The organism is Candidatus Hydrogenedentota bacterium (assembly GCA_019637335.1).
In the GTDB taxonomy this organism is placed as follows: domain Bacteria; phylum Hydrogenedentota; class Hydrogenedentia; order Hydrogenedentales; family JAEUWI01; genus JAEUWI01.
This window is the reverse complement of record JAHBVV010000032.1, coordinates 1-17,182: the sequence shown is the minus strand read 5'-3', so window position 1 is coordinate 17,182 and position 17,182 is coordinate 1. Positions and strand designations below refer to the sequence as shown.

At 59.3% G+C, this 17,182-nt stretch carries 12 protein-coding genes; 11 read left to right on the top strand and 1 reads right to left on the bottom strand.

Features of this window, described 5'->3' with window-relative positions:
* Window positions 1-20 precede the first annotated feature (20 nt).
* The 8 genes from KF886_23420 to KF886_23385 all read left to right on the top strand — a co-directional run bounded on the left by KF886_23420 (window position 21) and on the right by KF886_23385 (window position 12,725).
* Window positions 21-2,057, top strand: a complete 2,037-nt coding sequence (locus tag KF886_23420; protein ID MBX3180312.1) for an ATP-dependent helicase — start codon at window positions 21-23, stop codon at window positions 2,055-2,057.
* On the top strand, window positions 2,054-2,194 hold the full coding sequence (locus KF886_23415) for a hypothetical protein (GenBank protein MBX3180311.1): 141 nt from the start codon (window positions 2,054-2,056) through the stop codon (window positions 2,192-2,194). The genes KF886_23420 and KF886_23415 overlap by 4 nt, the downstream gene beginning before the upstream one ends.
* 30 nt (window positions 2,195-2,224) lie before the next feature.
* Window positions 2,225-4,282, top strand: coding sequence for a cytidine deaminase (locus tag KF886_23410; protein ID MBX3180310.1), 2,058 nt, complete (start codon window positions 2,225-2,227; stop codon window positions 4,280-4,282).
* Between the two features lie 134 nt (window positions 4,283-4,416).
* Window positions 4,417-7,539 carry a DUF1156 domain-containing protein gene (locus tag KF886_23405; GenBank protein MBX3180309.1) on the top strand — a complete coding sequence of 1,041 codons (3,123 nt, stop codon included), beginning with the start codon at window positions 4,417-4,419 and terminating at the stop codon, window positions 7,537-7,539.
* 204 nt (window positions 7,540-7,743) lie between these two features.
* The gene (locus KF886_23400) at window positions 7,744-7,974 is read left to right on the top strand and encodes a DUF433 domain-containing protein (GenBank protein MBX3180308.1); all 231 of its coding nucleotides are present in this window, start codon (window positions 7,744-7,746) and stop codon (window positions 7,972-7,974) included.
* A 3-nt stretch (window positions 7,975-7,977) separates the two neighbouring features.
* Window positions 7,978-8,358 (top strand): DUF5615 family PIN-like protein, encoded by a 381-nt coding sequence (locus KF886_23395; protein ID MBX3180307.1) that lies wholly within the window; start codon window positions 7,978-7,980, stop codon window positions 8,356-8,358.
* On the top strand, window positions 8,351-11,674 hold the full coding sequence (locus KF886_23390; GenBank protein MBX3180306.1) for an ATP-binding protein: 3,324 nt from the start codon (window positions 8,351-8,353) through the stop codon (window positions 11,672-11,674). The genes KF886_23395 and KF886_23390 overlap by 8 nt, the downstream gene beginning before the upstream one ends.
* Window positions 11,675-11,918: 244 nt before the next feature.
* Window positions 11,919-12,725 (top strand): DUF1738 domain-containing protein, encoded by an 807-nt coding sequence (locus KF886_23385; GenBank protein MBX3180305.1) that lies wholly within the window; start codon window positions 11,919-11,921, stop codon window positions 12,723-12,725.
* On the opposite strand, the gene KF886_23380 is transcribed toward KF886_23385, so the two are convergent.
* The gene (locus tag KF886_23380; GenBank protein ID MBX3180304.1) at window positions 12,697-13,371 is read right to left on the bottom strand and encodes a hypothetical protein; all 675 of its coding nucleotides are present in this window, start codon (window positions 13,369-13,371) and stop codon (window positions 12,697-12,699) included. The genes KF886_23385 and KF886_23380 overlap by 29 nt on opposite strands.
* A 1,799-nt stretch (window positions 13,372-15,170) precedes the next feature.
* Between KF886_23380 and KF886_23375 the strand changes: the two genes are divergently transcribed.
* The 3 genes from KF886_23375 (at window position 15,171) to KF886_23365 (ending at window position 17,020) form a co-directional block, all read left to right on the top strand.
* Window positions 15,171-15,770 (top strand): type IV toxin-antitoxin system AbiEi family antitoxin domain-containing protein, encoded by a 600-nt coding sequence (locus KF886_23375; GenBank protein MBX3180303.1) that lies wholly within the window; start codon window positions 15,171-15,173, stop codon window positions 15,768-15,770.
* A complete protein-coding gene (locus KF886_23370) occupies window positions 15,767-16,687 on the top strand; it encodes a nucleotidyl transferase AbiEii/AbiGii toxin family protein (GenBank protein ID MBX3180302.1) in 921 nt (306 codons plus the stop codon). Before KF886_23375 ends, KF886_23370 begins: the two co-directional genes overlap by 4 nt.
* A gap of 183 nt (window positions 16,688-16,870) precedes the next feature.
* Window positions 16,871-17,020 (top strand): hypothetical protein, encoded by a 150-nt coding sequence (locus KF886_23365; GenBank protein MBX3180301.1) that lies wholly within the window; start codon window positions 16,871-16,873, stop codon window positions 17,018-17,020.
* Window positions 17,021-17,182: the final 162 nt, after the last annotated feature.

Below are 17,182 nucleotides of genomic sequence, written 5' to 3'. Positions count from 1 at the left end.
GTATGGAAAGGGTGCAACCCATGCCTGACGTGAAACTTGACCTGTCGCAACGAAGCTTCTGCGCAAGCAAGGCCGAACGAATTCGACTGCTCGCGCCTGCCGGCAGCGGCAAAACCCTGTCTCTCCTTTGGCGCTGCAAGACGATACAGGAACGCAATGCAAAGAAACCTCAACGCTTCCTCATCGTTACCTTCACCAGAGGCGCGAGAGATGAAATTCGGCACCGAATAGAGAATGATCCGGATCTGGCTTTTCTCGCGTCACATGTCCAGGTGAATACCCTGAACGCACTGGGCTATCGGCATCTCCGCAGTCAGCAAAGTGGCCTCAAACTTGTCTCCAGAAAAGACGCCTATAGCATTTTTCACCATACGTTGCGGCCTCTTTGGACGGAGAATGCCACCATGGCCCAAGTCCTGTCGTCAGGCAACGCGCTCAACGCGCTGAAGGGCGACATCCTGGACGTGTTCGACGTCTTGAAGGGATTGGGATTCCGCCATCAGAGCAAGAATCTCATCAAAGACTTTGTGAAAAACACAAAGTGGATCGAAAGTGTGGGTCTGGATCGGTATTTTGCAAACGCATATCAATCTCGACTCGACAAGATGAAACTCTACGAGCAGCACCAGCAGCACGATTTCATCCATTTCTGGGCCACGGCCACCGAGCACCTGCTCCGTTCCAATCTGCTTACCTTCGCCGACCAGAAATACCATGCATTGCTCAAGCTTGAGGCAACTACGGTAGCCGCAAATCAACGCTTTCACCATATCCTTGTCGATGAATTTCAAGATGTCGACCCGTTGGATATGAATCTAATCCGGACCCTCGTACAAATTCACAAGAGCACCCTCACCATTGCCGGAGACGACGACCAAGCCATCTTCGAGTGGCGCGGCGCGGTGCCAAAGTTCATTCTGGAACCCGAGAAGTTTCTCGGTGGCGAGTTCGAGACCCACATCCTTGAAAAGAATTACCGCTCCCCTTCAAACATCGTTAACCACGCGACCCGATTGATCGAACACAACGAGATTCGAATTCCGAAAACAGTCCAGGCAAAAAGCACCCGCAAAGCAGATATCTCCGTCAGGGAATTCGCGACCTATCAGGAAAGCTGCGAGTTTGTGATGACTCTGGCCAAAGAAATGAATCAGAATGATGGTCAAAAACTGGCCATTCTCGGACGTAAGCGCGGGCAGATTATTCCCTATCAGATTCTGCTTGCTGCCTCGGATATCCCCTTTTTTGCGAAGGAAGACCTGAATATATTCCTTCAAGCATCCTTCGATAGCCTTCGCGACATCCTTCTAATGGTGTCACGCCGGGATGATCGTCGCCGGAGGGCACCCGAAGTTGTCAATGACTTTGTGGGCCTCCTTGACAAGGTCAAGCGCTATCCTCTGAATAAAAAGGACCGCGCCGAACTGAACGCGCACCTTCATACGAAAAGGCCCCGGAGCTTCGACGAGGCAATAGAGGCACTTATGGCCTACCCCGGTTCGCTCAAGAACATCGATAACGAGCGCTTCTACGGGCCCATCAATCGCCTGCTGGCCACGAAGACCGTCGCAGACACGCTCAATGTCCTCGGTGAGGAGTTTGACGGCTTTTCTAAAGACTATGGAAAGGCTATGTCCCTGGAAGACATCTTCTACGTCGATCCCCCCTTCCTCCACCTGGCCGACTACGCCCAGCGCTATAGTGACGACTACGACGCCTTTCTGGACGATCTCGAAGATGCCATCTCTCATCTTAAGGCCCAGCCCGTGCCCGAAGGAGAAGAACAGCGGGACATGGATGAACTGCGCTCCATCCACCTCATGACCGCCCTCCGAGCCAAAGGCAAGGAATACCATACGGTTGTCGTGCTCGATGCCATTGACGGGATTTGGCCGAGCAGGCTGGCCAAGACACCGGCAGAACTCGAACAGGAACGCCGACTGTTCTACGTCGCCGTTACACGGCCTCGAGAGCGCCTCTATATCGTCTCGCACAAATCCATGCTCGGAGAAAGCACCACCCTCTCCCCCTACCTGCAGGAGATGAAACTCCGATGATTGCTTCCGAATACATGAGTGTTTCGGCCCACCCCCGCCTGATCCGGGTCCAGAACCCGTTTCAGAAGCTGGTCGCCAAGGGGGGCGGCGTGGTCATCAACGCGGGCCAGATTCAGGCCGCGGCGGAAGGGGAATGAAGTGTTAAGGAGAATCCTGGAGTTGGAACTATGACACTCCGTTTTATCGAAGACTACGAGGCGCTAAGGGCCGCATTAGGTCACTTGGAGGCCCAAGGGACATGGTTGGACATCGGCGACAATCAAAAACAGTTTCGTCACTCTAACGGCGGAATCATGAATTGGTATCCAAGTACAGGAACAATCATGTTTCAGGGTCGAGGCAGCGGACCAAAAGCCCTTGAGGACGAAGTACGAGCGATACTTGACACTGAGAGCGACCCGAGTTCTTCGCAAGGACAGCCAGGGCCTGTCGTTGGTGATGACAACCCGCCGCCGTGGGAGACAATATCAACGCCTATCGGTACCGAGCCGGTAGAGACTCGTCCAGATGATTTTGATACCACGGCGTTGTCATCTGCGTCGATTAATCGCGAAACGGCCATCGGTCGTCGCTTTCGAAACTCAGAAATTGTAATTGGGTTGGTTGGCGCTGTGGGCACTGAGTTGGAGAATGTCTGTAACGTACTCAAGGAGCGCCTACAAAGTTTTGGGTACTTTCCCGACACAATTTCGGTATCACGCGACGTGATAATGAAGATTTCACAATTTCCCGACTTTGGGACAAATGAATTTGACCGTATAGATAGACTAATGACAGCAGGAGACGAAGCGAGAGAAAAATCCGGATACAACGGGATCCTCGCACTCGGGGTAGCTGCTGAAATCGCCCTGCGGCGTCAAAAAGAGGTTTCGGATACCGCGCCACGTAACCGAGCTGCGTACATCGTTCGCTCTTTGAAGCATCCAGAAGAAGTCTCCTGTCTCCGCGATATTTATGGAGACGGTTTTTACCTCCTTGGCGTATTTGCCGATGAAAAGCGTCGAATCAAGTACCTCACAAAGAATAAGGGTCTCCATCAGAACGATGCGGAAAAGCTCATAAAGCGTGACGCTGATGAACACCTCAAGCATGGCCAGCAGACAAGTAAGACATTTCATCTTGCTGATTTTTTCCTATACATTGATGAGAACAACGACCGGATGACACACGGCATCTGGCGAGTTCTCGACTTGGTTTTTGGTCATCCATATGTCACTCCAACATTCGACGAATACGCTATGTTCATGGCGTTCTCTGCCGCGCTCCGATCTGCTGATTTATCGCGACAGGTCGGGGCGGTCGCAGCCAAGGGAAGGGAAATACTTTCAACTGGAGCGAATGATTGCCCAAAGTTCGGAGGGGGGCTCTACTGGCCGGAGTACGATTCGAAGTCCCATGAGATCAGAGATCAGCCAGGCGGACGAGATTGCACGTTAGAGTGTGACTCGAATAAGAAGGAGAAGGACAAGATCGTTGATGACATTGTAAATCGTGTCCTGAATAAGCTCATCGCAAATCAAGACGGCGAGCAACAGAAATCTCCTCCTATCGACAAAGACGACTTGGCAGATGTGGTCAAACGTTCTCTAATTGGTGATATCACCGAGTATGGCCGCGTCGTTCATGCCGAAATGGAGGCCCTTCTATCCTGTGCACGTAATAACATTTCGACCCGAGGAGCGCACTTGTATTGCACAACATTTCCCTGTCACAACTGTGCAAAACACATTATCGCCGCTGGCATTGAGCGGGTGGTATACGTTGAGCCCTATCCCAAGAGCAAAGCCGCACATTTTCATCCGGACTCCCTTGCTCAAGTCGTCGGCGATCAGTTGGGCGAAAACACACACGTCCGATTTGAGCCGTTTTTTGGCGTGGGGCCCAGGCGCTTTTTTGATTTCTTCTCGATGCAGTTAAGCAGAGGATTTGAGATCGAGCGCAAAGATGATGCAGGCAATATCCTGCTAGAGCCAGAAACCGATCACAGCGGAACTTCCTTTAAGTGGGATCATTCCAAACAACGTCTTAGGGTTCAGCTTTTTCCTGGATCCTACTTGGATAAGGAGGTTGCAGCCTCTTACCAGCTAACAGATTTGCTGAGTCGATTGGAGAATTCCATCGGTAAGAGTGACGAACTTAGCGCTTATATGAACCACTTCACCAAACTGAATACTGAATACAAAGGCTGGAAAGAATGGAAAAGAGCACTCTTCGATGAGCAGTAGCAGATTTCACCCAGTGCAACACCCGCTGACGATTCTATTGGGTAGTATCGGTGGAGTAAGAAATGGATACTAATCCCGATCCCCCGCGCCTTATTGAGGTGGCTTTTCCGCTTAAACAGACGTCCATTGACTCGGTGCACGAGAAGAACGTGCGGCACGGGCATATCTCTACGCTGCATATCTGGCCGGCGCGGCGTCCTTTGGCGGCGTGCCGGGCGGCGCTGATCGCCACGTTGCTGCCGGATCCCGGCAATGAGGAGGCGCGCCAGAAGCTGTTGGAGCGCCTGGCGGGTACGGTGGTGCAGACGGTGCAGAAGGATGGCAGCATCAAGGAGGAGACGGAGGGCGGCATCCTCCATTGGGGCCGGGAGTCGGGTCCGGATCTGGACTATTTCCGGGAGGAGATCCGCAAGGCCTATGGCGGACGCGCGCCGCGCGTGCTGGACCCCTTCGCCGGGGGCGGGGCCATCCCGCTGGAGGCCATGCGCCTGGGCTGCGAGGCCACGGCCATCGACATCAACCCCGTGGCGTGGTTCATCCTCAAGTGTACGCTGGAATACCCCCAGAAGCTGGCGGGCCAGAAGCTCCCCCTACCCGATTTCGCCGCGAACGACCCGGAGTTCATGGAGGCCTATTTCAAGGGTACGGGCGGCAAGAAGGCGACGAAATCGAAGGTGGCGGCGAAGCTCCGGGAATACCAGATGGAGCTCCTCCCCCCGCCCGACGCCGACCTCGCCTGGCACGTCCGCGCCTGGGGCCTCTGGGTCTTGAAGGAAGCGCGCAAGGAACTGGCCGAGTTCTACCCCACCTACGCCGACTACCAGCCCCTGGTGGATGGCGGCGTCGCCTTCGAGGCGCGCCCGCCCCGCCTCGTCCCCCTCGATCCCGACGGCAACGCCGACATCCACACGCTCAACGTGGACTATGGCGAGGACTACCTCAAGCACCCCCAGAACCCGCGCTGGGTGGCCAAGCCCACCGTCGCCTACCTCTGGGCGCGCACGGTCAAGTGCAAGAACTGCCGCGCCATCGTCCCCCTGCTCAAGACGCGCTGGCTCTGCAAGAAGGACAAGAAGCGCGTCGTGCTGGAGATGGAACCGAACGCCGACAAGTCGGGCGTCGTGTTTCGGGTACGAGACAATGTCCCGCAACAGGGTGGCAACGCCGCCCAAAAGCGCGCCCTCGATAAGAAACTCGGCGGAGGCACGATGTCTCGCTCCGGTGCGCAATGCCCGTGCTGCCCAGCCATGATGACTATGGAAGATATCCGAGTCGAAGGTAAGTCAGGACGGCTGGGGGCCATGATGACTGCGGTCGTTGTCGAAGGGCCGACCTGCAAAGAGTATCGATTGCCGATACGTGACGAGATCGCGAAAGCGGAGGAGGCAGAGTCGTGCCTGGAAGATGTTTACAAGGACATTCCCTTCGGGCTGCCAACCGAGCCACTTCCTGGAAAGGAAGCGCTTGGGTTCCGTGTTCCGCTTTACGGGTTCGACCAATGGCACAAACTATTTGTCCATAGGCAACTTCTTACGTTGGGAGTATTGATCAGGCTCACACGTACTTGCCCAAAGGCGATGGAAAAGACAGGATTTCCGCCACTGTGGCAAGAAGCAGTAACAGCTCTTCTAACTTGTGTCTTCAGCCGCACCGCTGACTACATGGCCAACCTTTGTATATGGGAAAATGGCGCAGAAGAAGTTAAGCATGTATTCATGAGATGGGCCTTGCCAATTACATGGGATCATGCTGAAGGGAATCCCCTTTCACCTATCGAGCGCTTTTACAATGGTGGTATCAATTCAGCGTATCGCGTACTCGCTCGTTTCTTTCAAACAGATTGGAGTTCAACGGTAGCTCCACATGCCCTAAACGCATCCGCGATTACTGGCATCGAATTCGATAACGACATCGTTTTCACTGATCCGCCATACTATGATGCCATTCCCTACTCGGACCTAATGGACTTTTTCTACATTTGGATACGGCGAGCCATTTACGGATTGAGCCCTGAGTTTGACAAGGCAACCCGTGAAGCTCTTGGACCGAAGTGGAATTCAAGCACTGGTGACGGCGAACTTATAGACGATTCAAGTCGCCACGAGAAAAATGCTGCACTTTCAAAGCAGACTTACGAAGACGGCATGTACCGCTCATTCTCGTCGGCCTGTGAGAAAATGCATCCAAATGGAAGACTCGTAGTTGTGTTCGCAAATAAGAATCCCAACGCTTGGGAAGCGCTGGTGGCAGGAATCATTCGGGCGGGCTTTGCTGTCACGGGTTCATGGCCGATTGCGACCGAGATGCCTGGAGGAATTCGTAACTTAAATCGCGCTTCTCTCGCCTCCTCCCTCTGGCTCGTCTGCAAGAAGCGCCCCGCCATCGCCCGCCCCGGCTGGGACGGCCCGGTGCTGGATGCGATGCGGGAGCGGATCACGGAGCGGCTGCGCTACTTCTGGGACGCGGGCATTCGGGGCCCTGACTTTGTGTGGGCGGCGACGGGCCCGGCGCTGGAGGCCTATTCCAAGCACCCCGTGGTGCGCAAGGCGGACGAGCCCGGCGCGGTCATGAGCGTGTCCGAGTTTCTCCAGCACGTCCGGCGCATGGTGGTGGACTTCGCGGTGGGCCGCATCCTCTCGCACGGCGAGGAGGAGGTGACGGTGACGGGCCTGGACGACGTGACCATCTATTACCTGCTCCACCGGAACGATTTCGGGATGGGCGAGGCCCCGAGCGGCGCGTGCATCATGTATGCACTGTCCTGCGGGCTGTCGGACAAGGCGCTGGCGGATCAGTACGGCATTTTGCAGACCAAGGACAGCGCGCCCACGAAAGGCGGCCTGATCGACGGCGCCGCAACCGCGGACGAGGAATCCGCCGGGGAAGACGACGCGCCCGGCGACGACGGCGTCAGTTCCGGCGGCAAGGCCAAGCTCGTGCCCTGGAACAGGCGCATCAAGAAGAACATGGGCCTCCAGGCGCCCAACGGCAAGCCCGTGCCCCTGATCGATCAGACCCACCGCCTCATGCACCTCTGGAAAGCCGGCGACGTGGCCACGGTCAACGAATACCTCGACGAGCGCGCGTTGCGCAATAATAAACTCTTCCAGCAACTCCTCCAGGCCATAATAGAACTCGCCGAACGCGGCAGCCAGGAAAGGTCGCTACTGGAAAGCATCAGCAACCACGTCCGCGCCCGAGGCGAGCGGCATGAGGACAGGCAAATGGCGATGGACTCGGGTGGAGATACAATGTGACCGGCGCCCTGTCCGGCGGCTGGTCGAGCGCCACAATGTGCGTGAAGTTAGACCACGAATGGACACGAATTCACACGAATAAGAGATGTATTCCAGGCAATCCGGCCTGCGCCGCATTGCGCGTTGAAAATACCTTTCACTGGAAGGTGTAGAAGGCGTGGATCAAAGCCGCCGAATCACATTGGATTTACAGGAGAACCAACCATGGATTGGCACGAGCGAATTGTCACGGACGGGGAGGTCTTGTGCGGCAAGCCTGTCATTCGCGGAACGCGGCTGGCGGTGGAGTTCATCGTCGAGCTCCTGGCGCAGGGCTGGCGCGAGGACGAGGTGCTGGAGAATTATCCCGGCCTCACGCCCGAGGATGTGCGGGCGTGCCTGCAGTACGCCAGCGAGCTGCTGCACGCGGAGCGGGTGTACCCGTTGAGCATCTGACGCGTGCGTGTGCTGGCGAACGAGAACTTTCCCCTGGCGGCTGTGGAGGCGCTTGCGGCGGCGGGCCACGACATGGTGTGGGTCCGGCGCGACATGCCGGGCGCGGCGGATCCCGCCGTGCTCGAACGCGCGCAGCGGGAGGGCCGGATCGTGGTGACTTTTGACAAGGATTTTGGTGAACTGGCTTTTCGCCACCGGCTCCCCGCCGCGTGTGGCGTAATATTGTTTCGGATTTCGATGGCTTCGCCGGAGCATGTGGCGCGCGTGGCGGTGGCTGCGTTGTCGAGCCGGGAGGATTTCGCGGGGCATTTCACGGTGGTCGAAGATCGCCGCGTACGCATGGTGCCCCTGCGGCAAAAGGAAGAGAGAGCGGACAATGCCTAAAACCCCCTGGACCCCGTGGCACGAAGTGGTGACGCTGCGGGACGACGTGAAGGCCGGCGATCTGGCCCTGAACAGCTTTGCCGCCGATCTTTACGAGGTGAAGCTCGGCCGGGCGCGGACGGTGTATCAGGATCCGCGTGAGTTCTTCGCGCTGACCTACCCCACGCGCAACCTGCGGGAACTGGTGAAGGATGTGGTCTATCGCCTGGCGGGGAAGAACGAGAAGGCGGTGCGCCAGCTCGAACTGACCTATGGCGGCGGGAAGACGCACACGCTGATCACGCTGTACCACCTGGTGGCGGATCCCGAGCACCTGCCGGGGGATTTGTCCTCGGTGCAGGAGTTCCGGTCGCACCTGGACGGATTGAATCCGCCGAAGACGCGGGTGGTGGTGTTGCCTTTCGACAAGCTGGACATCGAGAAGGGCATGGAGATTGGGGATCCTTCGGGCAAGCTGCGCTGGCTGAAGGAGCCGTGGAGCGTACTGGCGTGGCAGATTGCCGGGAGCGCGGGCCTGAAACTGCTCCACGGCGAGGGCAAGGACAAGGAGCGCGAGAGCGCACCGTATGAGCCGTTGCTGGTGGAACTCCTGTCCATGCCGCAAAAAGACGGGCTTTCGACACTCATACTCATTGATGAGGTCTTGATGTATGCGCGGGACAAGATCAACGTCAAGAAAGCCTATGAAGGCTATCTGGAGAGCTTTTTCCAGGCGCTGACCCAGGCGGCGACGAAGGTGAAGCATTGCGCGGTGGTGGCCTCCCTGCTCGCGACGGACCCCCGGAAAATGGATTCGACGGGCCAGAAGATCGTGGGCAATCTCTCCGATCTGTTCCGCCGGGAGCAGGAAGAGAGCGTGCAGCCGGTGGAGAAGCAGGACGTGGCCGAGGTGCTGCGCCGCCGCTTTTTCACGCCGAAATCCATCCAGCAATCGGGTGCCTTCAAGCAGCACGTGCTGGCGGCGCTCAAGGGCGTCTACGACCTGGACGAGCAGACCAAGCGCGAGGCCAACAGCGCCGAGGAGCGCTTCGAGAAGAGCTATCCCTTCCACCCGGACGTGACGGAGGTGCTGTACACCAAGTGGACCAGCATGCAGCGCTTCCAGCGGACGCGCGGCGTGCTGCGGACCTTTGCCCTGGGCCTGCGCGATGCGGCCAAGTGGGATCAGTCGCCCCTGGTGGGCTGTAACGTGTTCCTCTCCCCTCCTGGCCAGTCGGACCTGTCGGAGGCGCTGCGCGAGCTGTCTTCCGTGGCCACCACGGAGGAGTATGAGGGCAAGCGCGAGGAATGGGACAAGATTCTGTTGGGCGAACTGGAGAAGGCGGCGGCGTTGGAACACGAATCGACGGCCCTGAACCACCGTGAGATGGAGCAGGCGGTCATCGCGACCTTCCTCCATTCCCAGCCCAAGGGAAGCAAGGCCCTGGCGCGGGATCTGATGGTGCTGCTGGGACCGACGCGTCCCGACAAGATCGAGCTGGAGAAGGCCCTGCGGCGCTGGACCGAGGTTTCGTGGTTTCTGGATGAGGAATGCATCGAGGACGCGGAGACGGCGCCCGGCGGGCAGAAGATGCTGCCGAAATCGTGGCGCCTGGGCGGGAAGCCCAACTTGAAGCAGATGCACAGTGACGCCGCGCAGAACCGGGTCTCCGATGGCGCGGTGGAGGATGTGCTGGTCAAATTTATCGGCGACACCAAGACCCTGACCCAGGGCGCGAGCGCCGCCGGGGCGCGGGTACACACGTTGCCCACCAAGCCGAGTGACATCGAGGACGATGGCGATTTCCACTTCGCCATATTGAGCCCCAGGGCGGTGTCCACGTCGGGCAATCCCAGTGCGGAGTCGCAGCGCTTCATCAACGACACCACAGCACCGAACCGGCCGCGGGTATGCCGGAATGCGGTGGTGCTGGCGGTGCCGGAGAAGGCAGCCCTGGACGCGGCCCGGAGCGCCGTGCGGGATTATCTCGCGTGGGACGAGGTGCATCAGTTGCTCAAGGGGCAGGATCTGGACGTGCTTCGGTCGACGCGCCTCGCGGGCTATCTGGGCGATGCCAAGAGCCGGATCCCCGAGGCGATCAAGCAGGCCTATTGCGTGGTTGTGTCGGTGAACGAAAAAGGTGAGATCCACGCTTTTAAAATCGCCGTCGAGAGCGAGCCGCTCTTCCAAACCATCAAGAATGACAAGCGATCCCGCATTCAGGATACCGCCATCGAGGCGGATGCCCTGCTTCCGGGTGGGCCTTTCGATTTGTGGCGCGGCGGGGAAACCGAACGCCGGGTGAAGGACCTCGCGGGGGCCTTCGCGCAGTTTCCCCACCTGCCGAAAATGCTTCGGCACCAGGAAATCCTGGGTACGCTTGCGCGCGGTGCGGAACAGGGCAGTTTCGTGTTGCGGGCGCGGCGGCCCGATGGATCGCTCCGGACCTGGTGGATGCAGCGGCCGACGGATACGGACATGAAGGATCCCAGCCTCGAGCTGGTGTTGCCGGAGAACGCCAAGCTCGCCGCCATCCCTGGGGAATTGCTCACGCCGAAGACTCTTCCGCAGCTCTGGCCTGACTCTGGTGTGCTCACAGTCAGTGCGGTCAAGGCCTATTTCGGAGGCGGCACGGTGGTTCAGGTGTCGCGGGGCGCCTTCGAGGAGCCCCTGTCCGTGCCCAGCGCCTCGCCGGACGCGGTGGCGGAAGGCATCAAGTCTGCTGTACAGACGGGCAGCATATGGCTCATCGCGGGGCAGGCGAGCATCTGGAAAGAAAGCGTCCCGGCGGGTGTCCTGAATGACAGCGCCGAATTACACGGCCCGCCTTCTCCCATTCCCGTGACGGACATTCTGCACGAGGCCCTTCCGGATGCGTGGGAACAGAATGCCACCACCGCGATTGCCTTGTTGAACGCGTGCTCCGGCCGCGCGGGACAACCACAGCCCTGGCCCCTCGTGCGGGATGCCATCGACAGCGCTATTCACGGCCACTACCTGGAGCGCACCGAGGACAGTGGCCCCTGGCCCTGTGACATTGCGGCAGCCAGTAGCGTAAAGTTACAGGCCGTCACGGGCACCATTCCCACAGTCGCTTCAGTATCTGCGCCACCACCCGTTCGTCCCGGGGTCCTCCGCGCGTCCGCGAAACTTAGCACCGACCAAATCCAGGATCTGGCCGATAATATCGGCGAAATTAAGAAAGCTGCAGCTGGGGCTGGATTGGAAATTCAAGTCACCATCGAGGTTGGTGTTGATAATCCGGTCACCGAACCTGCGCGGGCCAATATTCAGACGATTTTGGAAGGCGTTTCCGACGGGTTAACGCTTGATTGATTCCACGCTGACCCGCCACACTTCTCGGTAGTGCGTTCGATCTATCTGCACCCGTCTCATTACTCCCCATCTCTCCCCTCCCCCACCGTCCCGCCTCCCGGGCGGTGGTTTTCTTTTGGCGCGGATTCTGACTGCGCTCACCCCTGGGGCCGTCAAGGTTGTGCTGCGCCTCCACCTTGACCGCCGGGTTCGCTTCGTCGGCCGTCTCCGCGAAGAAAACAACCTTAACCCCCAGGAGGCGGACATGAATACGGAGAAAACAGATGAGGTAAAGCAACTCATCGATCAGGGCCTGAAAAACCTTGTCGAGAATCTTGAAAGCGGCAAGAGCGACCAGCTCGTGGCCTATCTCGCGGCCATGGCGCGGTTCCATCGCTACAGCTTCCGGAATATCCTGCTGATCCAGTCGCAATTCCCGATGGCGTCCCGGGTGGCTGGATTTCGGGCGTGGAAGAAGCTTGGGCGTTTCGTGAAGAAGGGCGAGCAGGGCATCACGATCATTGCGCCGATGGTTTTCCGTGATTCCAGCGAAACCGCGTTGCAGGACGAGCAACCCCGCATCCGTTTCCGTGCGGCGTATGTGTTCGATGTGTCCCAGACCGACGGCGATCCCCTCCCCTGCCCCGCCGAAGCCAGTGGCGATCCACGCGGCCACACGGAGCGCCTGAAAGCCTTCATCGCGAGCCAGGGCATCGCACTGACCTATTCCGACGAGCTGGGCAATGCCGAAGGGGCTTCCTCCGGCGGCAGAATCCGCATCCGCCCATCGCTGAGTCCCGCCGCGGAGTTCTCCGTGCTGGTTCATGAACTCGCCCATGAATTGCTCCATTGGACGGATCACGGCCTCGTAGGCACGCGCAAATCCCGCGAACTGGAGGCCGAAGCCGTGGCCTACATCGTATCCAGCGCCATCGGATTGGAATGCAGCACGGCATCCAGCGACTACATCCAGCTCTACAACGGCAACGTGGAAACCCTCGAAGCCTCCCTTGACGGAATCCGCAAAGCCGCCTCGGAAATCATCATGGCGCTGCATCCGGAAGCGGCGTAGACTCCCACGCCCGGTTGTCCGGCTCAAAGGGCCGGATGATCCGCCTGCGCAGGGGCAGCGCCTCCACGGGGACGGCCGGCCGGCCATGCGCCTTGCGGACCGCGTTTATCCGCCGCAACAGGATGAGGTATTGCCGCCGCACCGGGGCGTAGGGTTCATAGGGCAGATGGTACAGCTCGCTGGCGAGCCGCGCGGTGGACAGGCGGTTGCAGCGCTCCAGGTAGCGCGCCATCAGCTCGGCGTAGGGCGCGCGATCAATTCGCACGTGGCTGTGCAGCCGTCCGTCCGGCCCTTTCCGCACGCTGATGGAATAGCCGCCAACGCGGATCGGAACCGTGCGGGCGTCGCGGATGGACGCGGCCTCCTCCTGGAAGAACGGATGCGCGCCCTTCGTGGCCATAACCAGGAAGATGCGCCCCAGCCGTATGTACTGGACGTTGGCCAGACCGGCCCGCTTCCGCCGCGCGCGCTGCCATTTGGACAGGGCCGCGCCATACTTCGCGATCAGTTTGGCGTCGATAGCCTCCGGGCGCTTCCCCGCCGGTATGCAGCCCTGGCTGTAGAACCAGTAGCCGTGCGGAAGATACGCCGTGGCCACCTGTTGGACAAAGCCAGCAAGGCTGGTGGCCACGCCGCGATAATTCATGTTCCCTCGCTCGATTTCCCCGTTGAATGGGGCGGGATTGTTTGGTGAAGGCACAATCCCGCAAAGCCTCTGGTTCATCCTATACGGCGCACGCTTCCGCCATGGCCAAACGGCCAAGTTGCAGAAGCGCCCGTACCGCGGTCTCGATATGCGTTACAGCCATCAGACAGAACCCGCGACACGAGCGCCTCGCGGGGTTTCTTAGCACGATCCGCGGGAAAGGGCAAATGCCCGATAAACCCGCGTCTCGCGCCCGGCATCCGGCGCGCTTCCCGCAAGTGCGGAATGCCCCGGCGTCCGCTCATCCGGCACGGCGCACTTACTTCCGTAAGTTCCCCGTGCCCAATTCATACCCGTTGCGCACTCAAATCCTCTCGTTGCATAACCTCCTTTCCCGCATTGCCGCGGCACTCCGATGCACACACCGCGCCCGATCCATCTCCCGATGAAAGCGGCGCGGCCGGTCGTGTCCCCGCCAGGGGCAATGGGGGACGGCCAGGCAATGGCTGACCGTCCCCCGGGCATCAATCAAGTGGGTAAAAACCCGTCGGTCCTTTCGTCGTGGCGTACGTGCTTCGGCGCCACCCGGAAACACACCAGGGCGCGTGCGACTGCCTTGCCGCCCGCACCCTCGAAACCTTCGACTTCTACTCGGACCCCACTCCCCCACTGAGGCATTTCAATTACCTGGCTGAAAGGGCCAGGCGCCGGGCATCACCCCGGCCGCCTCAGCGGTTCCCGCGTTAGTATTGATCCACAAATCACGCGTCACGTTGCTAGGGGGTGTTATCCCCCGGAGCCAATGACCGTACAGCGGGACTCCCGTCCCGTTGCAGTTTCCGCCCCGTGCATTGCATGCAAGGAGGCGATTTCAGGGGGCAGAAGTAAGAAGCTCCCCCTTACCCGCCGGTCACAGCCTTTCGCGGTTCGGCGCCGTCTCGCGCGATTCTTACTGGCAAGGGCTTTCGCCCCTCTCATGGTTGAGCTATTCGCCGCCGGCTTTTTCTCGCCGGTCGCCGGGCCCTTTCAAAGACCCGAGCCCGCCTGTCGCCAGGACGGGCGCTCCCCACGCCAGCGCAGGTTGAACGAACCTGGGGCTTGCGCCCTGTAGTCACGAACCCCCTGGGCGGATTTGCGGCGCAACTTCGGACGTCCGAAGTACGCCGCGCACCGGCTTGGACCAACACCGCCCCGATGGAACGCATGGCGCGCATGCGCTCCACCGAGGCGTGTCCGCGTCGCCCTGCTTCAAGGCAATCGCTATTGGATAGAATGCCGGGATTACTCTCCTCGCGCGCCCCGCAGGGGGACGGGCCAGGAGGATTACGCCGGCAAGCCTCCATCGAACCGGACAAGCGCGTCTCCACGCATCCGGCTCTACGGGTCTGGCTATGGCGGGTGATGAAGTCCGCCCCCTTAGCCCGATTGGCTGGATCGGGTTTGCCGGGTCGCCAGCCCACTTGAATGATGCCGCCACGCCGTTGAGCGCATTGGCTATGGCAGACCCCGAAGGGTCCGCGCGCCTCAATATACCAAGGCGGCGGCGCATTGAATAGGGAAAATTCTCGGCGGGATTCGGGCAAGAAACGGTGAAGTGGCGGGCATGCGAGGCCTCCGGTCGAAGTTTTGGAGTCGCACTATGCCCAGTACCCCAAACCACCACCCCTTCTTACTTGCAGCCGATCATGGCTCAGGAAGGACACGGCCTTGATCTGCTCTTTTGCATTACACGTCGAGAATGTGTTACAAAACGTCGGATACTTAGTGGCCATTAACGACGAAATGAAACAATGGGCGAAATGATTTCACCATCGGACCGGGTACTTGCCCTCGCCAAAGAGCAGGGAATTCTGCGCCCCCGCGATCTGGAAAAGCACGGGATACCGCGGCATGTACTTGCCGTCCTGTATCGCTCCGGACGGCTGGTCCGCGTTGGACGCGGACTCTATGCTCATCCGGAAACGTCGCCAACGGAAAACCACGACTTCGCGCTTATCACGAAACGGACGACGGGCGCGATCATCTGCCTGCTTTCCGCGCTCCGGTTCCATGAACTTACGACCCAACTGCCGGCCACAATCTGGATCGCGCTGCACCCCAAGGCCAGACGCCCCCACATCCCCGAACTGTCCTTTGAGGTGGTTCGCTTTTCCGGGAAAGCCCTCACCGAAGGCATCGAGGAACACCTGGTTGATGGTGTCCCCGTTCGTATCACCAGCCCCGCCCGCACCGTGATCGACTGCTTCCGCCATCGGCGCAGAATCGGACGCGACGTGGCGGTGGAAGCCCTGCGGGATGCCATGGCGCAAAAAAAGGCGACCGTGCCGGAACTCGTGAAATATGCCGTCATTTGCCGAGTTACCAAGGTCGTACAGCCCTATATCGAGATGCTTCAATGACCCCGCCGCCAAAGAACATGCCCGCCTCCATTCGCGAACGTCTCCGCAATCTGGCAAGGCCCGACGGCTCGGACTTCAATCTGCTCCTTGCGGCCTTCGCCACGGAACGCTTCCTCTACCGCCTGAGCCAATCGAAACACGCGGAGCTTTTCGTCCTCAAGGGAGCGCGGCTCTTTGCGCTCTGGTCCCATAAACCGCACCGCCCTACACGCGATCTCGACTTGCTGGGCTTTGGCGAGCCATCCCCCGAAGCACTCGGAAAAGTCATCCGCGACATCTGCCGCATGGAGGTGATTCCGGACGGTCTGATCTTCGATGAACAGTCCATCCATGTCGAGGAGATTCGTGTCGAGCACGAGTACAACGGTCAGCGCATCAGACTCGTGGCCCATCTTCAAAACGCCCGCATCCCATTGCAGATAGACATTGGATTCGGCGACGCCATCACCCCCGAACCTCAGCAGGCGGAATATACGGCGCTCCTTTCCTCCTTGCCCGCGCCATACATCCGCGTTTACCCGCGTGAAACCGTGATAGCCGAGAAGCTTCAGGCGATGGTTTCTCTTGACGTGCTCAATACCCGAATGAAGGACTTCTACGACCTGTGTGTGCTCGCACGCGAATTTGACTTCGACGGTCCCACCCTGTGCCAGGCCATACACGCGACCTTCGAGCGTCGGAAAACAGACCTCCCAAAAGAAATACCCGCGTGCCTGTGGGAAACCTTCCCAAAACGAACGGACAAACGCGACCTCTGGGCCGCGTTTCTCCAGCGCGCAGGCCTGCCGGACAATCGCGAGAATGACTTTGTGGCCGTACACCGGGAACTGATCGAATTCCTCTCCCTGCCCCTCTTCGCTGCCGCGCACCCCGGTGACTTCAACAAGATGTGGACGGCCGGAAAAGGCTGGGTGTAAACGAAACCCAACACATGATTTTGGCATATCGTAACCAGAATAGACGCTCGAGGGCAGCGGTTCGGACGTCCGAAGGTGCGGCGTGCTCAACCCACGCCTCCATTCTGATCTAAAGTGCTCGCGCCACTTCACTTTGTCCCGAATTCGCGCTATAATTCGGGACAGGCAAGAGTAACTATACCCATGCAAACTATTGAAGGCAAAATACTTGCGCGCGCGCATCGGTCCGGTCCAGGCAGTGCGTTTACGCCGAAGGACTTCCTCGACCTCAAGGGCGACTCCATGAGAAAAACGGCCAAAGGCAAGCTCTCCGAGCCAGCCAACGACCGCTAACGCCAACACCATCGTCGCTTCGCTCCGAGAGGTGGCCGACCGACACCGGAACGGCCGGCCGCCCCGGAGCGGATTCACGGACCGACTCCCAGCGGAATCGGTGGCCGACTCGACCGGAATACGCAGTCTTGGGCAATAGCCCGAAACACCTCGCCCACCCAC